Below are 24071 nucleotides of genomic sequence, written 5' to 3' on the forward strand. Positions count from 1 at the left end.
CTTCTATCGCTTTTCAATCGGTACGTGGGCCGGCAGCGGACGCATCAGCGCCTCCAGTGCCGGCAGGAAAACATCGGTGACCATCAGCACGCCGCCGCGCCGGGTAAACAGGGAGCGGCGCGCCAGCAAACTGGTCGGCAATTCGGACTCGGGCAAGGCCTGCGCGATGCGGCGCATCAGCGGGTGGCCGGCGGACAGCCGAGCATACTGGATGGGACTGCGCCCGACCAGCGGATCAAAGAACAAGTTGGCGCCCAGGGGCGTGGTACCGAGCTTGCTGAAAAAGGGCCAGTCGGACTTGACCGAGCCGGTCGACAGCACCGTATGCCCGAACACCACCGGCTGCCCGTCGCCCAGCAGGATGACATCGCGCTCCACCACCCGGCTACGGGGCGATATGCGCAAGGCTTCATGCTCATCGGCCAGGATGCGGCCCGGGCGCTGGCGCAACAGGCGCACGCTGAAGCTGTCGGTGCGTTTCTTCAGTTTCAGGGTCATGGAACCGGGGTCGGCCAGCCAGGCCCGGGTGCGCCGCATCAGGTCGCCATCGGTAGCCAAGAGCGCCGCCAATGCCTGCGGATGCGCCATCCAGCGCGCCTTGCGCACGGCCTGCGGCATCAGCGCACCGCCTTGCCGGGCAGGTCCACGCCGCAGAAGGCCAGTACCTCGTCCAGATGATCGGCAAACTCGGCCATGCCATGGTCGCTGCCCTCGATGACGGTCTGGCGCGCGCCGGGGTAATGGGCCACCATCTCGCGCCAGTCCAGCACCTCGTCGCCGGTGGCCGCCAGCAGGAAATAGCGCTCGGGGCGCGTGATGGCCGGCACGGCCAGGGCCAGCAGCTCGGCGATGTACTCGCGCTTGAATTCAAAGGGTTCGTCGGAGTGATATTGCGTGGTCACGCCGACATAGGATTCCAGGTCACGCGGCGGCTTGACCGCCGGATTGACCAGCACCGCCCGGCAGCCGGTGTGTTCGGCCAGCCAGGTGGCGTAGTAGCCACCCAGCGACGAGCCGACCACGGTCAGCGCGGCCGGGTCCACCCCCGCCACCAGCGCACCGGCCAGGGCGATGGCCCCGGCCGGCGAGGCCGGCAATTGCGGACAGGCGTACTGGTCCTGCAGGCCGAGCTCGGCCATGCGCTGTCCCATCACGCGCGCCTTGAAGGACTGCGGCGAAGAACGAAAGCCGTGCAGGTACAGGATCATGCCAGTGCGTCCAGCAGCTTCTGGTGCACGCCGCCGAAGCCGCCATTGCTCATCACCAGCACATGGTCGCCGGGCTGCGCGGCGGCCTTGACTGCCTGCACCAATGCATCGAGGTCATGGAAGGCGGCGGCCCTCTGGCCCAGCGGGGCCAGCGCTTCGGCCAGGTCCCAGCCCAGCGCATCGCGCCCGGACTGGGCGCCGAAACCGAAGACCAGGTCGGCCTCCGCCAGGCTGCCCGGCAGGGCTTCTTTCATCGTACCCAGCTTCATGGTGTTGGAACGCGGCTCCAGCACGGCCAGGATGCGGGCGCCCCCGACCTTCTTGCGCAGCCCTGCCACCGTGGTGGCAATGGCGGTCGGGTGATGGGCGAAATCGTCATACACGGCCACGCCATTGGCGCTGCCGCGCAGCTCCATGCGCCGCTTCACGCTCTGGAAAGCGCCCAGTGCCTCGATGGCCTGGGCCGCCGGCACGCCCACGTGACGGGCAGCGGCGATGGCGGCGATGGCGTTCATGCGGTTATGTTCACCGGTCAGCGACCAATCCACCGTGCCTTGCGACTGGCCTTCGAAGAAGACCTCGAAACGGCCATCGTCGTGGGTCTGCAGCGACCAGCCGGGCTGGCCGGCAGCCACGCCAAAATCTTCACGTTCGCTCCAGCAGCCACGTGCCAGCACGCGCTGCAATGCGGCTTCGCGGCCATTGACAATGACCCGGCCGATGCCGGGCACGGTGCGCACCAGATGGTGGAATTGCGTCTCGATGGCGGCCAGATCGGGGAAGATGTCGGCGTGATCGTATTCAAGGTTGTTCAGCACGGCAGTCCGGCTGCGGTAGTGCACGAACTTGCTGCGCTTGTCGAAGAAGGCGGTGTCGTACTCGTCGGCTTCGATGACGAAGAAGGGAGACGGCCCACCCTGGCCATCACTGCCCAGGCGCGCCGAGATGCCGAAGTTCATCGGCACCCCGCCGATCAGGAAGCCCGGCTGGTAGCCCGCGTGTTCCAGCACCCAGGCCAGCATGGCCGAGGTGGTGGTCTTGCCATGCGTGCCGGCCACCGACAGGACCCACTTGTCCTGCAGGATGTTTTCGCCCATCCATTGCGGCCCGGACACATAAGGCAGGCCGCGGTTGAGGATCTCTTCCATCAGCGGGTTGCCGCGCGAGACCACGTTGCCGATGACGAACAGGTCCGGCTTGATCTCCACCTGGGACGGCTCGAAACCCTGGGTCAGGGTGATGCCCTGGGCTTCCAGCTGGGTGCTCATCGGGGGATAGACGTTGGCGTCGCAGCCGGTCACGGTATGGCCAGCCTCTTTGGCCAGCACGGCCAGGCCGCCCATGAAGGTGCCGCAGATGCCGAGGATGTGTATATGCATAGCGAATCTTGGGGTGTAATCCCGCGATTTTACCTGAGGCGGCGGGTGCATCCGCTAACGAGTATCATGTCGCCCATGTCTGAATTTGAATTCACCTCCCCCACCGAGCAGCTGCGCGCCGAAATCGCCGCAGCCGCCGCCCGCATGATCGCCGAGGATGGCGCCGACTACGGCACCGCCAAGCGCAAGGCGGCCAAACAGATCCTGGGCAACCAGAAGGTGCGCGGCGAGATCATGCCGGATAACGAGCAGATCGAAGAAGAAGTCCGCATCTACAACGAACTCTTCTTTGCCGACACCCAGCCGGCGCGCCTGTTGCACCTGCGCCAGGTGGCCCTGCAGCTGATGCAGGACCTGCAGCAGTTCAATCCTTATATTACCGGCGCAGTCTGGAATGGCACTGCCGGTGAACATTCTGACATCCACTTGCAGCTCTTCTCCCCCAGCGCCAAGGATGTGGAGATTTTCCTGCTGAACAAGAATGTGAACTTCGAGGTCGGGGAGACCAGCCACTTCCGCACTGGCCAGGCCGTGGAGACCCTGAGTTTCCTGCTGCCCCAGCGGGGCGCCGACCCCGAGCTGGCCCATCTGGCCCTGTATGACGAAGACGACCTGCGCGGCAGCCTGCGCGCCGCCCCGGGCAAACGCCCCGAGCGCGGTGATGCGGCTGCGCTGGCCGCGCTCATCGATGCACCCTCCGAGGACTGATTCATGACGAAGCTGAAAAATGTGATCCTGTTGGCCGTGGTTGCGGTCGTTTGCGTGGGTGTTGGCGTTTATGCCAGCCATCGCGCCAACCCGCCCGCCTCGCCCGAGACCCAGGCGCTCAACAAGCTGCTGTCGCAATCGATGCCGGATGCCAGCGGCCAGACCCTATCGCTGGCGCAATACAAGGGCAAGCCCCTGGTGGTCAACTTCTGGGCCACCTGGTGCGGCCCCTGCGTGGAAGAAATGCCGGAACTGACGGCCTTGCAGCAGGAGATCGCGCCGGTGCAAATCCTCGGAATTGGCGTCGATAGTCAGGAAAATATCGCCAAGTTTGCGCAAAAGTACCAAATCCGCTATCCTCTCTTCGTTGCCGGAACCGGCGCCACCGATTTGCTGCGGCAATTCGGCAATCAGGCGGGCGGACTTCCGTTCACCGCTCTGGTGGGCAAGGACGGCAACGTCAAGAAGGTCTACCTGGGCCGCATCAAGTTCGATGAACTGCGCGCCGACCTGTCACAGCTCTGAATCGCAGAGTCAATTGCAGGGCCACCTCGGCGGCCCGCAAACGCAAATCCGTGAAAAGAAAGTTTTTCTTGCCAAATGATGGCATTTGACGGCAAAATGCGCGCATCGTCGTCAAACGGAGCTCAATCTCCATGGCAAAACAGCTTCTCCTGCTCAATGGACCGAACCTCAATCTGCTCGGAACCCGGGAGCCGGAAGTCTACGGATCCACCACGCTGGCCGATATCGAACAGCGTGCACAAGAACAGGCCCGCGCCGCCGGCGCGACTCTGGCCACCTTCCAGAGCAACCACGAAGGTGCGCTGATCGACCGCATCCACCAGGCGCGCCTGGAGGGGGTCGATGGCATCATCATCAATCCGGGTGGACTGACCCACACCAGCGTGGCATTGCGCGATGCGCTGGCCGGGGTGGCGATTCCCTTCGTGGAATTGCATATCTCCAATGTGCACCAGCGCGAGGAGTTCCGGCATTTTTCCTACCTGTCCGGCATCGCCCGGGCAGTCCTGTGCGGCTTCGGGGTCGATGGCTATCGCATGGCCGTTGATTTCTGGCTGCGTCAATCCTGAGGGCGGACACGCCGCTTCGAACGGATCGCTTCACGTACTGCAAGACCCAGACTGAACCCGCCGGGCGCGACAGAGCGCCGGCGTTTCGTTTAACACTACTCATCTACATTCCGAGGGATTCAAATGGATTTACGAAAACTCAAGACGCTGATCGACCTGGTTGCTGAATCGGCCATCGAAGAGCTGGAAGTCACCGAAGGCGAAAGCAAGGTCCGCATCGTCAAGTCGTCCCCGAATGCCCAGAACCAGGTCGTGATGGTGCCGCAACAGCAAGCCTACGCCCCCGCCGCCGCCCCCGTGGCCGCGCCCGCCCCGGCAGCTGCGGCTCCCGCTGCCGCACCGGCGGCGCCGGCCGTGCCGGAAGGCTACATCGTCAAGTCGCCCATGGTCGGTACCTTCTACCGCTCCTCGGCACCGGGCGCACCGGCCTTCGTCGAAGTGGGCAAGGAAGTCAAGGAAGGCGATACCCTGTGCATCATCGAAGCCATGAAGCTGCTCAACGAAATCGACGCCGACAAGGGTGGCGTGGTCAAGCAGATCCTGGTGGAAAACGGCCAGGCCGTCGAGTTCGGCCAACCGCTGTTCGTGCTGGGCTGATTCCCGCCGCAGCAGTCCCTGGCCTGGCAGCAACGGCCGCCGCGCGGCACATGCCGGCTGCCGCGGCCTGGCTCCGGAACCTATAACGCTTGAACCTGGCGACGCCTCATTCCTGTTATGTTTGAAAAAATCCTCATCGCCAACCGTGGCGAAATTGCCCTGCGTATCCAGCGCGCCTGCCGCGAACTGGGTATCAAGACCGTGGTCGTGCACTCCGAGGCCGACCGCGAGGCCAAGTACGTGAAGCTGGCCGATGAGTCGGTCTGCATCGGCCCGGCCCCGTCGGCCCTGTCCTACCTGAACATGCCGGCCATCATCAGCGCCGCTGAAGTGACGGACGCCCAGGCGATCCACCCCGGCTACGGCTTCCTCTCGGAAAACGCCGATTTCGCCGAGCGCGTGGAACAGTCCGGCTTCGTCTTCATCGGCCCGCGCGCGGAAAACATCCGCATGATGGGCGACAAGGTCTCGGCCAAGCAGGCCATGATCCGTGCCGGTGTGCCCTGCGTGCCAGGTTCGGAAGGGGCGTTGCCGGACAATCCCAAGGAAATCGTCCAGATCGCCCGCAAGATCGGCTATCCGGTCATCATCAAGGCCGCTGGCGGCGGCGGTGGCCGTGGCATGCGCGTGGTGCATACCGAAGCCGCGCTGATCAATGCCGTGACCATGACCAAGACCGAAGCCGGTGCTGCCTTCGGCAATCCGGAAGTCTATATGGAGAAGTATCTGGAAAATCCGCGTCACGTGGAAATCCAGGTCCTGGCCGACGAGCACAAGCAAGCCATCTGGCTGGGCGAGCGCGACTGCTCCATGCAGCGCCGCCACCAGAAGGTGATCGAGGAAGCGCCAGCACCGGGCATCCCGCGCAAGATCATCGAGAAGATCGGCGAACGCTGCGCCGAAGCCTGCCGCAAGATGAACTATCGTGGCGCCGGCACCTTCGAGTTCCTGTACGAAAATGAAGAGTTCTACTTCATCGAGATGAACACCCGCGTGCAGGTGGAACACCCGGTCACTGAAATGATTACCGGTGTGGACATCGTGCAGGAACAGATCCGCATCGCCGCCGGCGAAAAGCTGCGTTACCGCCAGCGCGACATCGAACTGAAGGGTCACGCCATCGAGTGCCGCATCAACGCCGAAGATCCGTTCAAGTTCATCCCCTCGCCGGGCCGCATCACGGCGTGGCACGTACCGGGCGGTCCTGGCATCCGCGTCGATTCGCATGCCTACTCGGGTTATTTCGTGCCGCCCAACTATGATTCCATGGTCGGCAAGGTGATTTCCTATGGTGCGACCCGCGAACAGGCCATCCGCCGCATGCAGATCGCGCTGTCGGAGATGGTGGTGGAAGGCATTTCGACCAATATCCCGCTGCACCGCGAGCTGATGGTGGATGCGCGTTTCTTCGAAGGCGGAACCAATATCCATTATCTGGAACATAAGTTGTCGGAACGCCCGACGGCGCCGGAAGCGGACAAGTCCCTCAAGAAGTAAATCGCAGTTCAGCAGCAAAAGCAGCAACAACAGTACTAACAGTAACGACAGCAAAGGCAGGCAAGCATGGCTTGGGTAGAAATCGTCATCGAAGTGGCGCGCGAACAGGCGGAGGCATTGTCCGACGCCCTGATGGACTCTGGCGCCCTTTCGGTGTCGGTGGAAGATGCCGATGAAGGGACGGACGCCGAGCGTCCGCTCTTCGGCGAACCCGGCATGGAGCCGGAAGAAGCCGCCTGGGACCGCAGCCGTGTGGTGGCGCTGGCCGGCAAGGATGCCGATCACGCGACCATCGTCATGGATGCCGCCAAGGCCATCGGCCTGGACTATGCCCTGCCCTTTGCCACGCGCACTGTGGAAGAGCAGGACTGGGTGCGCCTGACGCAATCCCAGTTCGAGCCCATCCACATTGGCCAGCGTATCTGGGTCGTGCCCAGCTGGCACGAGGCACCGTCCGATCCGGACGCCCTGGTGCTGGAACTGGATCCGGGCCTGGCCTTCGGCACCGGCAGCCATCCGACCACCCGGCTGTGCATGGAGTGGCTGGAAACCAATGCCACGCAAGCCCAAACCCTGCTGGACTACGGCTGCGGCTCGGGCATCCTGGCCCTGGTGGCCGCCAAGATCGGCGTGCCGCAGGTGATCGGGGTGGACATCGATCCGCAGGCACTGGAGTCGGCCCAGCACAATACTGAACGCAACCACTGCAGCGCCACCTATTACCTGCCGGAACCCTTCGCCGCCGCCCACCCGGAAGGTGAACGATTCGACGTGGTGGTGGCCAACATCCTGGCCGGCCCCCTGCAACTGATGGCGCCCATGCTGGCTGGCCGCGTGCGCGCCGGCGGCGCGCTGGTGCTTTCGGGCGTGCTGGATCGCCAGGCCCAGGAAGTCATCAACGCCTACGCGCCCTGGATCGCCCTGACCGTCTGGGCAGAACATGAAGGCTGGGTGGCCCTGACAGGCCGCCTGCCGGAGTAATCCATGGCGTTGGCGACCCAGTGTCCGCACTGCCTGACCATCTTCAGGGTCGCCAGCGACCAGCTCAAACTGCGCGGCGGACTGGTCCGCTGCGGCAATTGCCGCCAGGTCTTCAACGGTAACGAATTCCTGGTCGAGCCCAGCGTGGCCGACGGCCACTACCAGCCGGCAGCGGGCAGCAAGGCCCAGGCCGGGATGGCCACACCGGCGTTTGCGCCGGCACCTTCGCCTTCATCCGTCCCGACCGCCCCCGCAAATAGCCCCTATGAACAAGCTGGCGCACCGCTGGCCACGCAACGGCCTGCTTTCGTTCCCCCTGCGCAAGCGCCCGTCCCTGAGGTGAACATTCCTGCGCCGCAGCCGACTGCGGTCGCCGCGCCTGCCCCTGCAGCGCCATCCGCCCCCTTGCCTGCTGCCATCCCGGTCATTGCCGAGCCCAAGGTGTTCCGCTCGCCAGCCAGTCCGGGTTACCTCCCCGACCTCGGCGCAAACTTCAAAGCGGCTGCGCCTGTGGACAAGACAAGTCCGGAAGAAGAGACCCGCCCTCCGATGACACCGGAAGAGGATGCCCCCGACAGCGGCGCGCTGCTGCTCCGCTCGTCGGCCGAGTCCGACGGGATCGCCGCGCCGCCCGAGGTGGCCGCCGTCTTCCGCATGGACGACGAGCCGGTGTTGCATGATGTGGCCGGGGACAAGGACAGCATCCGCGCCGATGGCGAGGAGGCCGGCACGCAAGAGGCGCAGGACGACGACGATCCCGCCGACGAGCCCGGCTTCGTCAAGCGCGCCGAGCGCCGCGCGCGCATCAGCCAGGTCATGAAGATGGTGATGATGGTGCTGGCCGGTGTGATGGTGCCGGTGCTGCTGCTGCAATCGCTGTATTACTGGCGCAATCCGCTGGCGGCCTCCGCACCGCAGCTGCGACCCATGCTCAACGGCATGTGTGTGGCCTTGCATTGCACCGTGGGCCTGCCCACCGACATCGAACGCCTCTCGCTGGAATCCAACGAGCTGCAGGTGGTGCCGCCCAACCAGAACGTCTATGCGCTCTCGCTGGTGATGCGCAATCGCGCTACCAGCGCCCAGGCCTGGCCGCATATCGAGCTCACGCTCAACAATGACGACGAGAAGGCGGTGGTACGCCGCGTTTTCCGCCCGCGCGACTACCTGGCCGACCCGGCCCAGGTCGACCGCGGTATCGCACCCGAGAGCGAGCAGCAGATCAAGCTCAACTTCGAGCTCAAGGATGCGCTGGTCTCGGGGTATCGCATTTATCTCTTCTATCCGTGAGACGAACTCATCACGACTGATCGTCACCGATCATCACTTCCCGGCCTGACCACGAAACGACTTGCACCAGCTTCGGACTGCACACCGCTTTTCTTCTACAATGCGGCATCGTCCACTCACTTGTCACGACCACGCCATGAGCTCCCTGATCTGCGGTTCCCTCGCTTACGACAACATCATGCAATACGAGGGCCGCTTCGCTGAAGCCCTGCTGGCCGACCAGTTGCACAAGGTCAATGTCTCCTTCCTGGTGCCCACCATGCGCCGCGAGTTCGGCGGCTGCGCGGGCAACATCGCCTACAACCTCAAGCTGCTGGGCGGCGAACCCATCGTGATGGCCACCGTCGGCCTGGACAGCGCACCCTACATGGAGCGTTTTGCAGCACTGGACATCTCGACCCGATGCGTGCGCCAGATCGAGTCCTCGTTCACCGCGCAGTGCTTCATCACCACCGATGCCGACAGCAACCAGATCACCGCCTTCCACCCCGGTGCCATGACCTGGTCGCACGAGAACAAGGTCGCTGACGCCGGCGCGGTCAAGTTCGCCATCGTCGCCCCCGATGGCCGTGACGGCATGCTGCAGCACGCGCAGCAGGCGGCTGAACTGAATATCCCGCTGATCTTCGATCCGGGCCAGGGCATGCCGATGTTCGATGGCAATGACCTCAAGAACTTCATCGACCTGGCCACCTATGTGGCCGTCAATGATTACGAAGCCGAGCTGCTGACCGCGCGCACCGGTCTGTCGCTGGCGCAGATCGCCGAGCGCGTCACGGCCCTGGTGGTCACGCGCGGCGAACTGGGTGCCGACATCTTCGTGGGCGGCAAGCACCACGCCATCCCCTGCGTTCCGGCCGACAAGATCGCCGACCCGACCGGCTGCGGCGATGCCTTCCGCGCCGGCATGCTGCATGGCCTCACCGAAGGCTATGACTGGGAAACCACCGGCCGCCTGGCCAGCCTGATGGGCTCCATCAAGATCGCTTCGCAGGGTCCGCAGAACCACGCGCCGTCCAAGGCGGAGATCGAGGAGCGCTTCCACAAGGCCTTCGGTTATCGTTTCAGCTGATGTAATCCGGGCTTCCGGTACAGCGCACAGCGCAATGCCGGCAGCAAGACCTGACCAGGAGATCTGCGATGATGAGCCCTTCCAAGTTTGCCTTGCCTGCTGATGTGCGCGTTCGCCTGCGCCGCTGGTCTGCCGCCTCACTCCTGCTGGGTGCGGCGCTGTGTTCGCAGTCCGCGCTGGCGGCCTTGAAACCGGGAGACAAGGCCCCCGAATTCTCGGCCCCGAGTTCACTGGGCGGACAGGTCTCGACCTTTTCACTCTCGCAGGCCCTGAAGAAGGGACCCGTGGTGCTGTACTTCTACCCGGCTGCCTTCACCTCCGGCTGCACCATCGAAGCCCATCTGTTTGCCGAGGCTGTGGATCGCTACAAGGCACTGGGCGCAACCGTCATCGGCGTGTCGGGCGACAATATCGAGACGCTCAACAAATTCTCGGTCAGCGAATGCCGCAGCAAGTTTGCGGTGGCCGCCGACGTCGACAAGAAGATCATGAAGGCCTATGACGCCCAGTTCATGAAGGTCTCCGGCTACGCCAGCCGCACCTCCTACGTCATCACGCCCGACCACGCCATCCTCTACGAATACACCGACATGAATCCGGAAAAGCATGTGGAGAACACCATGCAAGCGCTGGAACAATGGTCGGCCAGACAGAAGCGCTGAGCGATCGCTGCAGAGGCTGCGCAGATGCGAAAAGAGCCGGACGATGTCCGGCTCTTTTTCATTGATGCGACGCTGGCTGGCGGGTCAGAACACCCCGAAGAGCAGCGCACCCACCACCCGCACGGCGATCTGCAACAGGATCAGCAGCACCAGCGGCGACAGGTCCACGCCCCCCAGCGGCGGGATGATACGGCGCAGCGGGCGCAGCAGCGGATCATTCAGGGCGCGTACGAACGGCGCCAGGGGTGCATGCGGGTTGACCCAGCTGAAGACGGCTTCGAGGATCAAGGTGGCCATGAAGCCATAGCAGATCCACTCGAAGAAGCGCTCCAGCGACACCAGGAAGATGAGCTTGAAATCGAAGTTGGTCTGCCAGCCCAGGATGGCGATGATGGACAAGAGCACGATCAGGAAAGCCCCCACCAGGCTGGCCCAGTCATGGCGGCCGCCGGGCATGAGCCGGCGCAGGGGCAGCACCAGCCAGTCCGACAGCTGGTAGACGAATTGCCCCACCGATTGCGGCGGACGCACGCGCACTACCTGCATCCAGAAACGCAGCAGCAGGACGCCGGCCAGGATGCTGGCGACGGCGTTGACGATCATCGTGAAAATACTATGCAGCACAGGGATCTCCATCAGTGAGAGGCAGGGCACATACTAGTGGGCAAGCGGCGGCAGCGCAATCGCAAGCTGCACGCGGCATCATATGCGGCGCGATACGCTGCATCAGGCGGCAGCGCCAGTGCGGGCGCCGCGAGCGAGCATACCTGAGCTTTCATATATTGTGCCATTACGGCGATTTGCCAGAGCCGTGATGCTGCCTGGATCGCCAGGCATGGCAAACCCTCTTTGCGGGCATAAAAAAACCGCTGCATGGCGCAATGCCATACAGCGGCCTTCAGTCCGAGGGGATCAGACTAGACGCGCGCCGATCTTACGGACGGCCAGCGCCGGTCGGGAACGGCCATGCAGCGGCCGGGTTCAGCACGGTCTTGGCGGCCGGTGCTGCGGCGGCTGCCGGCTTGGCGGCTGCCTTCTTCGGAGCGGCGGCCTTCTTGGCGGCGGCCTTCGGAGCTGCTGCTGCCTTCGGAGCGGCTACCTTCTTGGCGGCTGCCTTGGGAGCTGCAACCTTCTTGGCTGCTGCTGCCTTCGGTGCTGCTGCCTTCGGAGCTGCTGCCTTCTTGGCGGCGGCCTTGGGGGCTGCAACCTTCTTTGCTGCGGCGGCCTTCGGCGCTGCTGCCTTCTTGGCGGCGGCCTTCGGAGCTGCAACCTTCTTCGCTGCTGCCTTCGGAGCTGCTGCCTTCTTGGCGGCGGCCTTCGGAGCTGCAACCTTCTTTGCTGCTGCCTTCGGTGCTGCAACCTTCTTCGCAGCGGCTGCCTTCGGTGCTGCGGTCTTCTTTGCTGCTGCCTTCGGAGCTGCTGCCTTCTTGGCGGCGGCCTTCGGAGCTGCAACCTTCTTTGCTGCTGCCTTCGGTGCTGCAACCTTCTTCGCTGCTGCCTTCGGAGCTGCTGCCTTCTTGGCGGCGGCCTTCGGAGCTGCAACCTTCTTTGCTGCTGCCTTCGGTGCTGCAACCTTCTTCGCTGCGGCTGCCTTCGGTGCTGCGGTCTTCTTCGCTGCGGCCTTCGGTGCTGCAACCTTCTTCGCTGCGGCTGCCTTCGGCGCTGCGGTCTTCTTTGCAGCTGCCTTCGGTGCTGCAACCTTCTTCGCTGCTGCCTTCGGAGCGGCTGCCTTCTTCACGGCTGCCGGCTTGGCGGCGGCCTTGGCCACGGTCTTCTTGGCGGCTGCGGCCTTGGGCGCGGCTACCTTCTTGGTGGTTTCCTTGGCGGCTGCCGCCTTCTTTGCCGCCGGCTTCTTCGCCGCGGTCTTCTTTGCTGCTGTTGCCATTTTGTTTCTCCTTCTTCACGTGAATGGAAAAAATCAAGCTTGATATAAGCAACCCGCACGCGACATCGCGATGACGCGGGCGAGCTATTCATCGGCACAAGCCGCCTGTGGCTTGCGCTAATGAATTCGGCACCAGCTGAACTGCTGCATCCCCTCACCTATGCAGCGCTTCAGCTATCTTGGCGACGCCCCTCCGGTAGTGCCCGCGCAATGGCGCAGGAAGATGCGACTACGGGAGCAGGCGCGACACCAAAAAAAACGCCAGCGTGTTCAAACGCTAGCGTCGGAATCGCGTTCCTGAAAAACCTTGGTGTTTTTCAAAGGAAAAGCCGCCTGACCCGACAAGATGGGGTTAAGCGGCGATAACAGAGAAGATTGATTCGGTCTCTGACTGTTCATTAATTTGGCGTAGGCCTTTTCCGTTTCAGCAGCCGGGCATCTTGCAAGCTACCCGGCTCCTGTTGTGCATCATGTCTCGATGAAGAGAACTTCAAGACTGCACATCATTCCCAACTCAGTGCGCCCCCGGTTTGGTATTCGATGACACGGGTCTCAAAGAAGTTGCGCTCCTTCTTCAAGTCGATCATCTCGCTCATCCACGGGAACGGATTTTCTTCTTGTGCGAACAGCGGGTCCAATCCGATTTGCTGTGCGCGGCGGTTTGCGATGAATCGCAGGTAGCCCTTGAACATGGTAGCGTTCAACCCGAGCACGCCTCGCGGCATTGTATCCTCTGCGTAACGATATTCCAACTCCACCGCGCGTAAAAACAACGATTTGATTTCGTCGCGGAACTCCGGAGTCCACAGGTGCGGGTTCTCCATCTTCACGGTGTTGATCAGGTCGATACCGAAGTTGCAGTGCATCGATTCGTCACGCAGGATGTACTGGTACTGCTCGGCCGCACCCATCATCTTGTTCTGGCGACCCAGTGCCAGGATCTGCGTGAAGCCCACGTAGAAGAACAGGCCTTCCATGATGCAGGCGAAGACGATCAAGGACTTCAACAGCTTCTGGTCATTCTCCATCGTGCCGGTCTTGAACTCGGGATCGGTCAGCGTATCGATGAAGGGAATCAGGAACTCGTCCTTGTCGCGGATCGATGCGACCTCGTGATACGCATTGAAGATCTCGGCTTCATCCAGGCCCAGCGACTCGACGATGTACTGGTAGGCGTGGGTGTGGATCGCTTCTTCAAACGCCTGGCGCAGCAGGTACTGGCGGCACTCCGGAGCGGTGATGTGGCGATAGGTACCCAGCACGATGTTGTTGGCCGCCAGCGAGTCGGCGGTGACGAAGAAGCCCAGGTTGCGCTTGACCAGGCGGCGCTCATCTTCGGTCAGGCCGTTCGGGTTCTTCCACAGCTCGATGTCACGCTGCATGTTGATCTCTTGCGGCATCCAGTGGTTGGCGCAGCCGGCCAGGTACTTGTCCCAGGCCCACTTGTACTTGAAGGGCACCAGCTGGTTGACGTCGGTGTGGCCGTTGATGATGCGCTTGTCGGCCGCATTGACGCGACGGGTGGTGTCGACCTGCTCGCCGTTGCCGGCCATCAGTGCCGGGTTCAGCGCAGCGTTGGACTGGCCGAAGGCCGGTTGCAGTTGCGGCTGCAGGTTGGGGGTGCGCGGCGCTTGGGCCGGTTGCTTGACTTCATCATCCCAAGAAAGCATCTCTGGTTCCTCTTTACTTTATCGGTCGCTGCCGGCGAGGTCGCATGACCATGGCGCGGCGGGTGTCTATCAGGTGACAACGGCGCATCCGGTGAAGTTCACCGCGATGCGCCGGCTAGGGTGGGCAGGACTTGGGACAGTGGTGCTGCCGTCATCTCGGATGACCTTGAATCATCCTCATCAGCAGGCCATCCCGGCCCTGCCCGGATTGCTTACTGGCAGGCCTCGCACTCTTCGAAGCCCGCATCGCCCGGACGCATGGTGCACACCGGACCGTCGGCTTCGATCGAAGCACCCGGGGTCGGCATCACGTAGGCGGCCGAGGCAGCGGCAGCCGAAGCGATCGGTGCGGCCGGCACGGCCGGTGCCGACGCCATGGCACCGGCGCCGCCGTCAACGGCCACGGCGTTCAGTGCACCCGCACGGGAAGTCGACTTCTCGGTGTGGGTCGCGCCGATGGTGCGCAGGTAGTAGGTGGTCTTGAGGCCACGCAGCCATGCCAGCTTGTAGGTCTCGTCCAGGCGCTTGCCGGAAGCACCGGCCATGTAGATGTTCAGCGACTGGGCCTGGTCGATCCACTTCTGGCGACGCGAGGCGGCTTCCACCAGCCAGGACGGATCCACTTCGAAAGCGGTGGCGTAGATGTCGCGCAGGTCTTGCGGGATGCGGTCGATCTTTGCCAGGCTGCCGTCGAAATACTTGAGGTCGGCGACCATGACTTCATCCCACAGGCCACGGGCCTTCAGGTCGCGCACCAGGTACTCGTTGATCTCGGTGAATTCGCCCGACAGGTTCGACTTCACGTACAGGTTCTGGTAGGTCGGCTCGATGCAGGCGGACACGCCGATGATGTTGGAGATGGTCGCCGTCGGCGCAATGGCCACGCAGTTCGAGTTGCGCATGCCGTGTTCGGCGATGCGCGCACGCAGGGCGGCCCAGTCCAGGGTCTCGGTGCTGTCGGTTTCCAGGTAGCCGCCGCGCTCTTGCGCCAGCAGCTTCAGGGAATCCTGCGGCAGGATGCCGCGATCCCACAGCGAACCGCGGTAGGAAGCATAGCGGCCGCGCTCTTCAGCCAGTTCGGTCGAGGCCATGTAGGCGTAGTAGCAGACGGCTTCCATGGAGCGGTCGGCGAATTCGACGGCGTCCATCGAGGCGTACGGCACGCGCTTGATGTGCAGGCAGTCCTGGAAGCCCATGATGCCCATGCCCACCGGACGGTGGCGCAGGTTGGAATCACGTGCCTTCTTGACGGCGTAGTAGTTGATGTCGATGACGTTGTCCAGCATGCGCATGGCGGTGCGGATGGTCTTTTGCAGCTTGGCATGGTCCAGCTCGCCATTGACCAGGTGCGCCGGCAGGTTCACCGAACCCAGGTTGCAAACCGCGATCTCGCTCTCGTTGGTGTTCAGGGTGATCTCGGTGCACAGGTTGGAGCTGTGCACCACGCCCACGTGTTGCTGCGGCGAACGGATGTTGCAGGGATCCTTGAAGGTGATCCACGGGTGGCCGGTTTCGAAGAGCATCGACAGCATCTTGCGCCACAGGTCGTTGGCTTGCACCTTCTTGAAGAGCTTCAGCTCGCCACGGGCAGCCTTGGCTTCATAGGCGGTGTAGGCTTCTTCGAAGGCACGGCCGAACTTGTCGTGCAGGTCCGGGGTGTCGGAGGGCGAGAACAGGGTCCACTCGCCCTTTTCCATCACGCGCTTCATGAACAGGTCGGGAATCCAGTTCGCGGTGTTCATGTCGTGGGTGCGGCGGCGGTCGTCGCCGGTGTTCTTGCGCAGTTCGAGGAATTCCTCGATGTCCATGTGCCAGGTTTCCAGGTAGGCGCACACTGCGCCCTTGCGCTTGCCGCCCTGGTTGACCGCCACGGCGGTATCGTTGACCACCTTCAGGAAGGGGACCACGCCTTGCGACTTGCCGTTGGTGCCCTTGATGTGGGCGCCCAGGGCGCGCACCGGGGTCCAGTCATTGCCCAGGCCGCCGGCGAACTTGGCCAGCAGGGCGTTTTCCTTGATGGCTTCGTAGATGCCGTCGAGGTCGTCGGCCACCGTGGTCAGGTAGCACGAGGACAGCTGCGAACGCTGGGTACCCGAGTTGAACAGGGTCGGGGTCGAGCTCATGAAGTCGAACGACGACAGCAGGTCGTAGAACTCGATGGCGCGGGTTTCGCGGTCGATTTCGTTCAGTGCCAGGCCCATGGCCACACGCATGTAGAACGCCTGGGGCATCTCGATGCGGGTACCGCCGATGTGCAGGAAATAACGGTCATACAGGGTCTGCAGGCCGATGTAGCCGAACTGCAGGTCGCGCTCGGGCTTGATGGCGGCAGCCAGCTTGGCCAGGTCGAACTGGGCCAGCTTGGTGTCGAGCAGCTCGGCCTCGATCCCCTTCTTGACGTATTGCGGGAAGTATTCCAGGTACTCGGCCGGGGCGTCTGCCTGGGCCACTTCCTTGCCGAAGACCTCCTTGCGGATGGTGTGCATCAGCAGGCGCGAGGTCACCTGGCTGTAAGCAGGATCCTTTTCCATCAGCGCGCGGGCAGCCAGGATGGCGGACTTGTACAGCTCTTCGACGGGCACGCCGTCGTACAGGTTCTTGACGGTTTCGGACAGGATGGCTTCGGCATCGACGTGCGATTCCAGGCCGACGCAGGCAGCGGCGATCAGGGCGCGGACTTCGTTGATGTCCAGCGGACGGCTCTGGCCGTCTTCGGTCACGTGCAGTTGCGGTGCGGCCACTTCGGTCTTGGTGGCGGCGCCTTGCTGGGCGCGCTCTTCCATGCGCTTGGCGCGGTACAGCACGTAGGCACGGGCCACGTCATGCTCGCCCGAACGCATCAGGGCCAGCTCGACCTGGTCCTGGATATCTTCAATATGGAAAGTGCCACCGGTAGGCTGGCGGCGCACCAGCGCCGACACCACGTTGGTGGTCAGTTGCTCGACCATCTCGCGCACGCGCGCCGAGGCGGCACCCTGGCCACCGTTGACGGCCAGGAAGGCCTTGGTCACGGCGATGGAAATCTTGGAGGGCTCGAAACCGACCACGGCGCCATTGCGGCGGATGATGCGGTATTCGCCCAGGCCAGCGGTCTGGGACACGATGGCCTGGCCTTCAGCGGAACCTTCCAGCTCGGCAGAGGTGCCAAACGGAGCGGGCGATTTGACGGAAATTTCTTGGGTTGAGCGCACTTAGCCTCCTGGGGTACATGGGGCAGATGGCCGGGGGTTGCCAGCTGCGTTGCTAATAACTTCATCCGGGCCCGGAACGACAAAGGGCCCGCGAACGGCGGAAGCGTCCCACAATGACTGTCCCTTGCGTGGACATTCATGCTGACGCAAAACTGCTTGAAACTGATGTGTGGAACGGAATTAAAAGAAGGAGAACCGGGGGCGTTGTCGTACTTGGTTACTGCCTCGCGGGTCTTGCACCTTCTGAAGCACTGCCTGAAACGGGCCGACCGTGGATGAAGACCCGACACCAACAACAAGTTCAACTGAACACTACATCTAGTATCAAAACATCGAATGGGACTAATTCTAGTAGCGGGTCCGGGCAGATGCAACCGCTATTTAGAGAATTTTTATGCTGCTCAAGCTTGACTTTTGTGAAGGCCAAGAGGGAAGCGCAATTGCGCCGCGTTAACAATTTTCACCATTTTGTTGTGATAGCCGTCCCAGTCAAAGAAGGGTCCGGGGTCGGTCTTGCGCACCGGCGCGATGTGTTCGTGACCGGCCACGGCGGTCAATCCGTAACGCGTTACCAGGGCCTGGGAGAGCTTCGCCAAGGTCGCATACTGGGGCTCGGTGAAGGGTTCGAAGTCGGTTCCTTCCAGCTCGATGCCGATGGAAAAGTCATTGCAGCGCTCGCGCCCCTCGAAGCTGGACACACCCGCATGCCAGGCGCGGCGATGCGCCGGCACGAACTGCACCACCTCGCCATCGCGGCGGACCAGGAAGTGGGCCGAGACGCGCAGGGGACGCAGCTGGTCGAAATAAGGATGCGCGTCAAAGTCGAGCCGGTTGCAGAACAGGTCGGCGATATAAGGGCCACCGAACTCACCGGGCGGCAGGCTGATGTTGTGGATCACCAGCAGCTCGGCGGCCACGCCTTCAGGGCGTTCATCGCAATTGGGCGAGGGTTCGCGGCGGGCGTGATCGCACCAGCCGTCGCCATCGATGATCCAGGCGCCGGCGTCAGGGAAGGCCGCATCCATGGTCAGAAGGAAGCCAGCCGGCGATGCTCTTCGCAGCAGTAGTGCGCGCCGGAGGCATGGACCACCGCCTCGGAAGACGGAAAGTGGATGCCGCAATGGGCGCACTGCACCATGGTCTCGACATTGCTGTCGCCACGGCGGCGAAAGCGCGAAGGCTTGGGACGCGGCATGCCCGGCTCGGGCTCCCCGGCGGCCGGATTGCCGTCGGCCGCACGGTCGCTGCCGGCCAGCATGGATTTCTTGGCGCGCTGGAACCACACCACCACGGCCAGCAGGACCACCAGCCAAATCAGATATTTCATGTCAGAACCCGATGCAGCACGACTTCAAGAACGAACCGGCTGCCCACATAAGCCAATAAAAGGATGGCGAACCCGGCCAGCGTGAAGCTCAGCGCGGTCCGCCCCCGCCATCCCTGCCAGCGGCGGCCGGCCAGGAGCAGGCCGAACAGCAGCCAGGACAGCATGGTGAAGACCGTCTTGTGGTCCCACTTGAATGGTGTCCCGAACAACTGCTCGGAGAAGACGACACCCGACAGCACCGTCAGCGTCAGCAAGGTGAAGCCGAAGGCGATCAGGCGGAACAGCAGTTTTTCCATGGTCAGCAGCGCCGGCAGGCGATCCAGCGCCAGCCCGAACCAGCCCGACTGGGCGGCCGGACCGGGCCGGGTATGCAGGCGCGACTCCTGCAGCACCATCAGCACCGCATGGAAGGCGGCGATGGTGAGCGTGCTGTAGGCCAGGATGGAGACGGCGATGTGCGCCAGGAACCAGTCGGACTTGCCGGCCAGCGCCACCATGTTGCCGGGGAAGGCGCTGGGCAGTACCACCGCCACCGCCGCCACCGGCAAGACCAGCACGCGCATGCTGTCGAGCGAGAAATTGCGATTTTCCAGCCAGTAGGCCGCCACCGAGATCCACAGCGTGGACGACAGCATGACTGCAAAGCCCACCCGCAGCGCGTCGGGCGCGAACATGTCCGACAGCAGCGCCCCGCCATGCAGCACCCAGCCAGCCACGATGCCCGCCGAAATCGGCACGCGCCGCTCCGAGGGCATGAAGGCGCAGCCCAGATAGAGCAGCGCAGCCAGGATGAAAAAATAAGTTTGCATCACCCGAGTTTACACTATCTCGGCCCCCGGCCCGCTTGCGCCCGGTCAGCCGACGTGCGAATCGGGCCCGCCAAATGCGACACGGCAGGGCTTGCCTGCCGTGTCGCACGCTTCACTGCAGAGCGCCGCAGCCGCGTCAGTCGACCGCCGCCGCCTTCATCTCCGCATTGTGATGGCGCTGCTGCTCCTCCATCACCAGCTGGCCCAGTTCGCGTTTCAAGGCATTGAACTCGGGGTCGGCCGGATCGCGCAGGCGCGGCAGGTTCACCAGCATGTCGCGCTTGACCGTGCCCGGACGGTAGGTCATGACCACGATGCGGTCGGCCAGGTAGATGGCCTCCTCGATGCTGTGGGTGACGAAGACGATGGTCTTCCTGAACTCGTCCCAGATGCGCAGCAGCTCATCCTGCAGGTTGCGGCGGGTGAGCGCATCGAGGGCACCGAAGGGCTCGTCCATGAGCATGATCGGCGAATCCAGCGCCAGCACCCGGGCGATGGCCACCCGCTGGCGCATGCCGCCCGAGAGGTCCTTGGGGAAACGGGTACGGAAGTCGATCAGGCCCAGCTTGTCCAGCAATTGCGTGACCCGCTGGTGGATTTCGGCCTTGGGCGTTCCCTTGATCTCCAGCCCGAAGGCCACGTTCTGTTCCACCGTCATCCAGGGGAAGAGCGCGTATTCCTGGAACACCATGCCGCGATCCGGTCCCGGCTCGGTGACGACCTTGTCGCCGGTGAGGATCTGGCCGGAAGACGGCAGCGCAAACCCGGCGATGGCGTTCAGGAGCGTGGACTTGCCGCAGCCGGAGGGCCCCAGCAGGCAGACGAACTGGCCGTCCGGGATATCGAGCTGGATGTCCTTCAGGGCCACCACCTCGCGGTCATCGGTTTTGAACACCTTGTGCACATCCTGTATACGAATGCGCGGGGAAGCATTGGTCGGGTTCATCTCAGTTCTCCAGCCCGCGATGCCAGCGCAGCATGTAATTGTTGAGGCGGCTCATGCCCAGGTCGATCGCCAGGCCCAAGAGGCCGATGGTGATCATGCCGGCGATGATCTTGTCCGACCAGAAATATTCACGTGCTTCCATGATGCGGAAGCCCAGGCCATTGCTCACCGCAATCATCTCGGCCACGATCACCACGATGAAGGCGGTGCCGATGCCGATGCGCACGCCTGAAAGGATGTAGGGCACCGCCGCCGGCAGCATCACCCGCAGGAACAGCGTGGACTGGCTCGCCCCCAGGTTGCGGGCCGCGCGCAGGTAGATGCTGTCGACCTGGCGTACCCCGGCGATGGTGTTCATCAGCACCGGGAAGAAAGCCCCCAGCGAGATCAGGAACAGCGCCGGCGGATTGCCCAGCCCGAACCAGAGGATGGCCAGGGGAATATAGGCAATCGGCGGAATCGGGCGGATCACCTGCACCGTCAGGTTCATCAAGCCGTAGATGCGCTGGCTGGAGCCCATCAGCAAGCCCAGCGGCAGGGCCAGCCCGGCACCGATCAGGAAGCCGGCCACCACCCGGTACAGGCTGCCGATGGCATCCATGATCAGTTCACCCGAAAAGGCCCAGGCCAGCCAACTGCCGGCCTCGGGTTCATAGGGTTTCAGCGGCGTGGCGTATTCCACCCATTTCTTCAGGACCGCCCAGGGCGAAGGCAGGATCTGCGGATTGATCCAGCCAGCCCGGGAGGCGCCCTCCCACAGTGCGATCACGATGATCGGCACCAGCAGCCCCTGCAGGAAGCTGCCCTTGTTGTTCTTTGCCATCGAGATTCCCCCGGCTTACTTCAGGTTCATGCTCTTCTTGGCCTGCTCCAGCAGATCGGTCTTCACCCAATCCTTGGCCACAGGCGGCTTGGCCATCTTGCCGGTGCCGTACTTGGCCATGGTGTCGGTGGTGACCTGGATGTGCTCGGTCGTGATGTCGTAGGCGTAGGGCGAGTTGCCGATGGCGTCGTAGAAGTCTTCCTTGGTGATCTGGTTCTTGAAGATCACTTCACGCACGTACTTTTCGGCCACTTCCGGCTTGTCGATGAAGGTCTTGGTCGCCTCCAGGAAGCAGCGCATGAACTTCTCGGCCAGAGGACGCTTCTCCGTATAGAACTTCTCGGTCATCACCATGGTGCGGTAGGGCTCGCCGATGGGGGTGTCATACGGCTTCATGACTTCCACGCCGAAGCCCTTGTTGATGGCCTGCGAGGATTGCGGCTCGCTCTGCATCATGGCATCGATGTTCTTGCCCAGCAGGGCCTGGTTCAGGTCGGCGAAGGCGAGATAGACGATGGTGACATCCTTGGCGGAGAGGCCGTTCTGGCCCAGTTCGGCATCCAGCAGCACTTCATGGATGCCGCCACGGGTGACCCCCACCTTCTTGCCCTTCAAGTCCTTGACCGACTTGATGCCCGAGTCCTTGCCCGCCACCAGGCGCGCGCCGCCCTTGGCGAAACCGGCCACGACATAGATCGGCGCACCGTTGGCACGGCCCGAGATGGCGGCCTCGGAGGCAGTCGCGCCCACATCGAGCTCACCGGCCAGAATGCCCTGCATCACGTCCGGGCCCTTGGCGAAGACTTTTTCATCGACCTTGATGCCACACTTGGGGGCGATCTCCTTGATGTAGGACACGGCGCCATAGTGGGCGAACTTCAGGTTGCCCAGGCGGATGACATCGTCGGCCGCGTGGCTGGCGCCCGAGAAACCGGCACAGGCCAGCAGGGCCAGCGCGATCCATTGTTTTGGTTTTTGCTGTTGCATTTCCACTCTCCTCTTGTGTGTATCGTTGTTGATACGGCGCGCCGGCGGCAGTCGTGCAGCCCGGCAGTCTCGATGGCGTTTGGCCCGTGCTGCGTGGCGCGGGCCTTGATTATTCTGTGCGCTTGGAAATTCAGCGCCCATGTATACACAAAGAGCGCAAGCCATACAAGCTGTTAATTTTACGTAGCGCCCCCATCTGGGGCGCACGCGCCGGCAGGGGCGCAGCAGGGCTGATCGGTTAGAATGCAGGATTGCCCGCCGCCCCACCTGCGCACTCCCGGTGCGTCGTCGTCCCGGCCAGCGGCCCTGCGGCCTTTCCGCCCCATTCATTTGCAGATATCACCATGCTAGACAACCTGACCCAACGCCTCGCCAAAGTCGTCAAAACCATGCGCGGCGAGGCGCGACTGACCGAATCCAATACCGCCGAGATGCTGCGCGAAGTGCGCCTGGCCCTGCTGGAGGCCGACGTGGCCCTGCCCGCCGTGCGCGAATTCATCGCCAAGGTGAAGGAAAAAGCCATGGGCGAAGAGGTCATCGGCTCGCTCACCCCCGGCCAGGCGCTGGTGGGCGTGGTCCAGCGCGAGCTGGCCAGCCTGATGGGTGCCGACCTCGGTGCCGAAGCCTCGCAACTGAACTTTGCCACCCAGCCACCCGCCATCATCCTGATGGCCGGCCTGCAGGGTGCCGGTAAAACCACCACCGTCGGCAAACTCGCCAAATACCTGCGCGAGAACAAGAAGAAAAAGGTCCTGACCGTCTCCGCCGACGTCTACCGCCCGGCCGCCATCGGCCAGTTGCAGACCGTGACCGGCCAGGCCGGCGCCGACTTCTTCCCCAGCCAGCCGACCGACAAGCCGGTCGACATCGCCCTGGCCGCACTGGATTACGCCAAGAAGCACCACCACGAAGTCCTGATCGTCGACACTGCCGGCCGCCTGGGCATCGACCAGGCCATGATGGACGAAATCCGCGCCGTGCACGCCGCCATCAAGCCCATCGAAACCCTGTTCGTGGTCGACGCCATGCTGGGCCAGGATGCCATCAACACCGCCAAGGCCTTCAACGACGCCCTGCCGCTGACCGGCGTGGTGCTCACCAAGCTGGACGGCGACTCGCGCGGCGGTGCTGCGCTGTCGGTGCGCCACATCACCGGCAAGCCCATCAAGTTCGCCGGTGTGGCCGAAAAGCTCGATGGCCTGGAAGCCTTCGATCCCTCGCGCATGGCCAACCGCATCCTCGGCATGGGCGACATCCTGGCGCTGGTGGAAGAGGCGCGCAAGGGTGTGGACATGGAAGCCGCGCAGGACCTGGCACACAAGATCAAGGGCGGCGGCAAGTTCGACCTCAATGACTTCAAGGCCCAGCTGTCGCAGATGAAGAAGATGGGCGGCCTCACCAGCCTGCTGGACAAGCTGCCGGCCCAAATGCAGGCCGCCGCCGGCAACGCCAACATGGACCAGGCCGAGAAACAGGTGCGCCGCATGGAAGGCATCATCAACTCCATGACCCCGCAGGAACGCGCCAAGCCGGAACTGATCAAGGCCACCCGCAAGCGCCGCATCGCCGCCGGTGCCGGCGTGCAGGTGCAGGAAGTCAACCGCATGCTCTCACAGTTCGAGCAGATGCAATCGATGATGAAGAAGCTCAAGGGTGGCGGCATGATGAAGATGATGCGCGGCATGAAGGGCATGCTGCCAGGCGGCATGCGCTGACGACATCGACCGCAAAGCCTTGCTGGACAAGGCTTTGCGCCCCTCCTGCACGACCTCCGGAGGTCTCTTCATCCGCCGGAAAACTCCCCTCCCCCGCTTTTTCCTTCGGTTTTCCAGGCCTGCTCCGGTCTCTGCGGATGCGTTTTCTGCCCGCGTCACGCGCACGAAAACATGCCCTTCTTTCATCGCTTTTCCTTCACCTCCGAGATCGCCAAAGCAGCCCTTTCCCG

The 24071-nt window shown here is 63.2% G+C and carries 22 protein-coding genes and 1 pseudogene; 10 read left to right on the forward strand and 13 right to left on the reverse strand.

Going from position 1 to position 24071, the window contains the following annotated elements:
* Nucleotides 1-3: 3 nt before the first annotated feature.
* The 3 genes from CEJ45_RS17095 to mpl are packed head-to-tail and all read right to left on the reverse strand — an operon-like array spanning nt 4 to nt 2587.
* The gene (locus CEJ45_RS17095; protein WP_088756240.1) at nt 4-618 is read right to left on the reverse strand and encodes a chorismate--pyruvate lyase family protein; all 615 of its coding nucleotides are present in this window, start codon (nt 616-618) and stop codon (nt 4-6) included.
* The gene (locus CEJ45_RS17100; protein ID WP_088756241.1) at nt 618-1208 is read right to left on the reverse strand and encodes a YqiA/YcfP family alpha/beta fold hydrolase; all 591 of its coding nucleotides are present in this window, start codon (nt 1206-1208) and stop codon (nt 618-620) included. The genes CEJ45_RS17095 and CEJ45_RS17100 overlap by 1 nt, the downstream gene beginning before the upstream one ends.
* Entirely contained in the window at nt 1205-2587 is a 1383-nt protein-coding gene (mpl, locus tag CEJ45_RS17105) for a UDP-N-acetylmuramate:L-alanyl-gamma-D-glutamyl-meso-diaminopimelate ligase (RefSeq protein ID WP_088756242.1), read from the reverse strand. Before mpl ends, CEJ45_RS17100 begins: the two co-directional genes overlap by 4 nt.
* Nucleotides 2588-2653: 66 nt before the next feature.
* On the opposite strand from mpl, the gene CEJ45_RS17110 reads away from it, so the two are divergent.
* The 9 genes from CEJ45_RS17110 (at nt 2654) to CEJ45_RS17150 (ending at nt 10488) form a co-directional block, all read left to right on the forward strand.
* Nucleotides 2654-3295, forward strand: a complete 642-nt coding sequence (locus CEJ45_RS17110) for a hypothetical protein (RefSeq protein WP_088756243.1) — start codon at nt 2654-2656, stop codon at nt 3293-3295.
* Nucleotides 3296-3298: 3 nt separating this feature from the next.
* Entirely contained in the window at nt 3299-3820 is a 522-nt protein-coding gene (locus tag CEJ45_RS17115; protein WP_088756244.1) for a TlpA family protein disulfide reductase, read from the forward strand.
* Between the two features lie 131 nt (nt 3821-3951).
* Entirely contained in the window at nt 3952-4389 is a 438-nt protein-coding gene (aroQ, locus tag CEJ45_RS17120; protein ID WP_088756245.1) for a type II 3-dehydroquinate dehydratase, read from the forward strand.
* Between the two features lie 123 nt (nt 4390-4512).
* Entirely contained in the window at nt 4513-4986 is a 474-nt protein-coding gene (accB, locus tag CEJ45_RS17125) for an acetyl-CoA carboxylase biotin carboxyl carrier protein (RefSeq protein WP_088756246.1), read from the forward strand.
* 117 nt (nt 4987-5103) lie between these two features.
* The gene (gene accC, locus CEJ45_RS17130) at nt 5104-6483 is read left to right on the forward strand and encodes an acetyl-CoA carboxylase biotin carboxylase subunit (protein ID WP_088756247.1); all 1380 of its coding nucleotides are present in this window, start codon (nt 5104-5106) and stop codon (nt 6481-6483) included.
* A gap of 66 nt (nt 6484-6549) precedes the next feature.
* Entirely contained in the window at nt 6550-7464 is a 915-nt protein-coding gene (gene prmA, locus CEJ45_RS17135) for a 50S ribosomal protein L11 methyltransferase (protein ID WP_088756248.1), read from the forward strand.
* A 3-nt stretch (nt 7465-7467) separates the two neighbouring features.
* On the forward strand, nt 7468-8754 hold the full coding sequence (locus CEJ45_RS17140) for a DUF3426 domain-containing protein (protein WP_088756249.1): 1287 nt from the start codon (nt 7468-7470) through the stop codon (nt 8752-8754).
* Between the two features lie 136 nt (nt 8755-8890).
* On the forward strand, nt 8891-9826 hold the full coding sequence (locus CEJ45_RS17145; protein WP_088756250.1) for a carbohydrate kinase family protein: 936 nt from the start codon (nt 8891-8893) through the stop codon (nt 9824-9826).
* Nucleotides 9827-9894: 68 nt separating this feature from the next.
* A complete protein-coding gene (locus CEJ45_RS17150) occupies nt 9895-10488 on the forward strand; it encodes a peroxiredoxin (protein ID WP_088756251.1) in 594 nt (197 codons plus the stop codon).
* Nucleotides 10489-10572: 84 nt separating this feature from the next.
* Here CEJ45_RS17150 and CEJ45_RS17155 read toward each other — a convergent pair whose 3' ends face one another.
* From CEJ45_RS17155 to CEJ45_RS17200, 10 genes and pseudogenes are all read right to left on the reverse strand, one after another.
* The gene (locus CEJ45_RS17155) at nt 10573-11112 is read right to left on the reverse strand and encodes a YggT family protein (protein WP_088756252.1); all 540 of its coding nucleotides are present in this window, start codon (nt 11110-11112) and stop codon (nt 10573-10575) included.
* Nucleotides 11113-11422: 310 nt separating this feature from the next.
* Nucleotides 11423-12142 (reverse strand): annotated as a pseudogene (locus tag CEJ45_RS17160) (histone H1-like repetitive region-containing protein); the annotation flags it as partial.
* A 734-nt stretch (nt 12143-12876) separates the two neighbouring features.
* On the reverse strand, nt 12877-14043 hold the full coding sequence (locus CEJ45_RS17165) for a ribonucleotide-diphosphate reductase subunit beta (protein WP_088756254.1): 1167 nt from the start codon (nt 14041-14043) through the stop codon (nt 12877-12879).
* A gap of 212 nt (nt 14044-14255) precedes the next feature.
* The gene (locus CEJ45_RS17170; RefSeq protein WP_088756255.1) at nt 14256-17234 is read right to left on the reverse strand and encodes a ribonucleoside-diphosphate reductase subunit alpha; all 2979 of its coding nucleotides are present in this window, start codon (nt 17232-17234) and stop codon (nt 14256-14258) included.
* A 401-nt stretch (nt 17235-17635) separates the two neighbouring features.
* Nucleotides 17636-18259, reverse strand: coding sequence for a 1,6-anhydro-N-acetylmuramyl-L-alanine amidase AmpD (gene ampD, locus CEJ45_RS17175; RefSeq protein WP_088756256.1), 624 nt, complete (start codon nt 18257-18259; stop codon nt 17636-17638).
* Between the two features lie 2 nt (nt 18260-18261).
* Nucleotides 18262-18561, reverse strand: coding sequence for a PP0621 family protein (locus CEJ45_RS17180; protein WP_088756257.1), 300 nt, complete (start codon nt 18559-18561; stop codon nt 18262-18264).
* Nucleotides 18558-19370, reverse strand: a complete 813-nt coding sequence (locus tag CEJ45_RS17185) for a cytochrome C assembly family protein (RefSeq protein WP_088756258.1) — start codon at nt 19368-19370, stop codon at nt 18558-18560. The genes CEJ45_RS17180 and CEJ45_RS17185 overlap by 4 nt, the downstream gene beginning before the upstream one ends.
* Nucleotides 19371-19506: 136 nt before the next feature.
* On the reverse strand, nt 19507-20316 hold the full coding sequence (locus CEJ45_RS17190; RefSeq protein WP_088756259.1) for an ABC transporter ATP-binding protein: 810 nt from the start codon (nt 20314-20316) through the stop codon (nt 19507-19509).
* 1 nt (nt 20317) lies between these two features.
* Nucleotides 20318-21139 carry an ABC transporter permease gene (locus CEJ45_RS17195; RefSeq protein WP_088756260.1) on the reverse strand — a complete coding sequence of 274 codons (822 nt, stop codon included), beginning with the start codon at nt 21137-21139 and terminating at the stop codon, nt 20318-20320.
* Nucleotides 21140-21154: 15 nt separating this feature from the next.
* Nucleotides 21155-22126 (reverse strand): ABC transporter substrate-binding protein, encoded by a 972-nt coding sequence (locus tag CEJ45_RS17200; RefSeq protein WP_088756261.1) that lies wholly within the window; start codon nt 22124-22126, stop codon nt 21155-21157.
* A 344-nt stretch (nt 22127-22470) separates the two neighbouring features.
* On the opposite strand from CEJ45_RS17200, the gene ffh reads away from it, so the two are divergent.
* A complete protein-coding gene (ffh, locus tag CEJ45_RS17205) occupies nt 22471-23841 on the forward strand; it encodes a signal recognition particle protein (RefSeq protein WP_039790476.1) in 1371 nt (456 codons plus the stop codon).
* The last annotated feature ends 230 nt before the right edge of the window (nt 23842-24071 follow it).

It is taken from the genome of Herbaspirillum aquaticum (assembly GCF_002213425.1).
GTDB classification, from domain to species: domain Bacteria; phylum Pseudomonadota; class Gammaproteobacteria; order Burkholderiales; family Burkholderiaceae_D; genus Herbaspirillum; species Herbaspirillum aquaticum.

Excerpts from the sequence above, each read along its gene's own strand:
- CEJ45_RS17095 (WP_088756240.1), bottom strand. The coding sequence starts at position 618 with ATGCCGCAGGCCGTGCGCAAGGCGCGCTGGATGGCGCATCCGCAGGCA.
- CEJ45_RS17100 (WP_088756241.1), bottom strand. The coding sequence starts at position 1,208 with ATGATCCTGTACCTGCACGGCTTTCGTTCTTCGCCGCAGTCCTTCAAG.
- mpl (WP_088756242.1), bottom strand. The coding sequence starts at position 2,587 with ATGCATATACACATCCTCGGCATCTGCGGCACCTTCATGGGCGGCCTG.
- CEJ45_RS17110 (WP_088756243.1), top strand. The coding sequence starts at position 2,654 with ATGTCGCCCATGTCTGAATTTGAATTCACCTCCCCCACCGAGCAGCTG.
- CEJ45_RS17115 (WP_088756244.1), top strand. The coding sequence starts at position 3,299 with ATGACGAAGCTGAAAAATGTGATCCTGTTGGCCGTGGTTGCGGTCGTT.
- aroQ (WP_088756245.1), top strand. The coding sequence starts at position 3,952 with ATGGCAAAACAGCTTCTCCTGCTCAATGGACCGAACCTCAATCTGCTC.
- accB (WP_088756246.1), top strand. The coding sequence starts at position 4,513 with ATGGATTTACGAAAACTCAAGACGCTGATCGACCTGGTTGCTGAATCG.
- accC (WP_088756247.1), top strand. The coding sequence starts at position 5,104 with ATGTTTGAAAAAATCCTCATCGCCAACCGTGGCGAAATTGCCCTGCGT.
- prmA (WP_088756248.1), top strand. The coding sequence starts at position 6,550 with ATGGCTTGGGTAGAAATCGTCATCGAAGTGGCGCGCGAACAGGCGGAG.
- CEJ45_RS17140 (WP_088756249.1), top strand. The coding sequence starts at position 7,468 with ATGGCGTTGGCGACCCAGTGTCCGCACTGCCTGACCATCTTCAGGGTC.
- CEJ45_RS17145 (WP_088756250.1), top strand. The coding sequence starts at position 8,891 with ATGAGCTCCCTGATCTGCGGTTCCCTCGCTTACGACAACATCATGCAA.
- CEJ45_RS17150 (WP_088756251.1), top strand. The coding sequence starts at position 9,895 with ATGATGAGCCCTTCCAAGTTTGCCTTGCCTGCTGATGTGCGCGTTCGC.
- CEJ45_RS17165 (WP_088756254.1), bottom strand. The coding sequence starts at position 14,043 with ATGCTTTCTTGGGATGATGAAGTCAAGCAACCGGCCCAAGCGCCGCGC.
- ampD (WP_088756256.1), bottom strand. The coding sequence starts at position 18,259 with ATGGATGCGGCCTTCCCTGACGCCGGCGCCTGGATCATCGATGGCGAC.
- CEJ45_RS17180 (WP_088756257.1), bottom strand. The coding sequence starts at position 18,561 with ATGAAATATCTGATTTGGCTGGTGGTCCTGCTGGCCGTGGTGGTGTGG.
- CEJ45_RS17185 (WP_088756258.1), bottom strand. The coding sequence starts at position 19,370 with ATGCAAACTTATTTTTTCATCCTGGCTGCGCTGCTCTATCTGGGCTGC.
- CEJ45_RS17190 (WP_088756259.1), bottom strand. The coding sequence starts at position 20,316 with ATGAACCCGACCAATGCTTCCCCGCGCATTCGTATACAGGATGTGCAC.
- CEJ45_RS17195 (WP_088756260.1), bottom strand. The coding sequence starts at position 21,139 with ATGGCAAAGAACAACAAGGGCAGCTTCCTGCAGGGGCTGCTGGTGCCG.
- CEJ45_RS17200 (WP_088756261.1), bottom strand. The coding sequence starts at position 22,126 with ATGCAACAGCAAAAACCAAAACAATGGATCGCGCTGGCCCTGCTGGCC.
- ffh (WP_039790476.1), top strand. The coding sequence starts at position 22,471 with ATGCTAGACAACCTGACCCAACGCCTCGCCAAAGTCGTCAAAACCATG.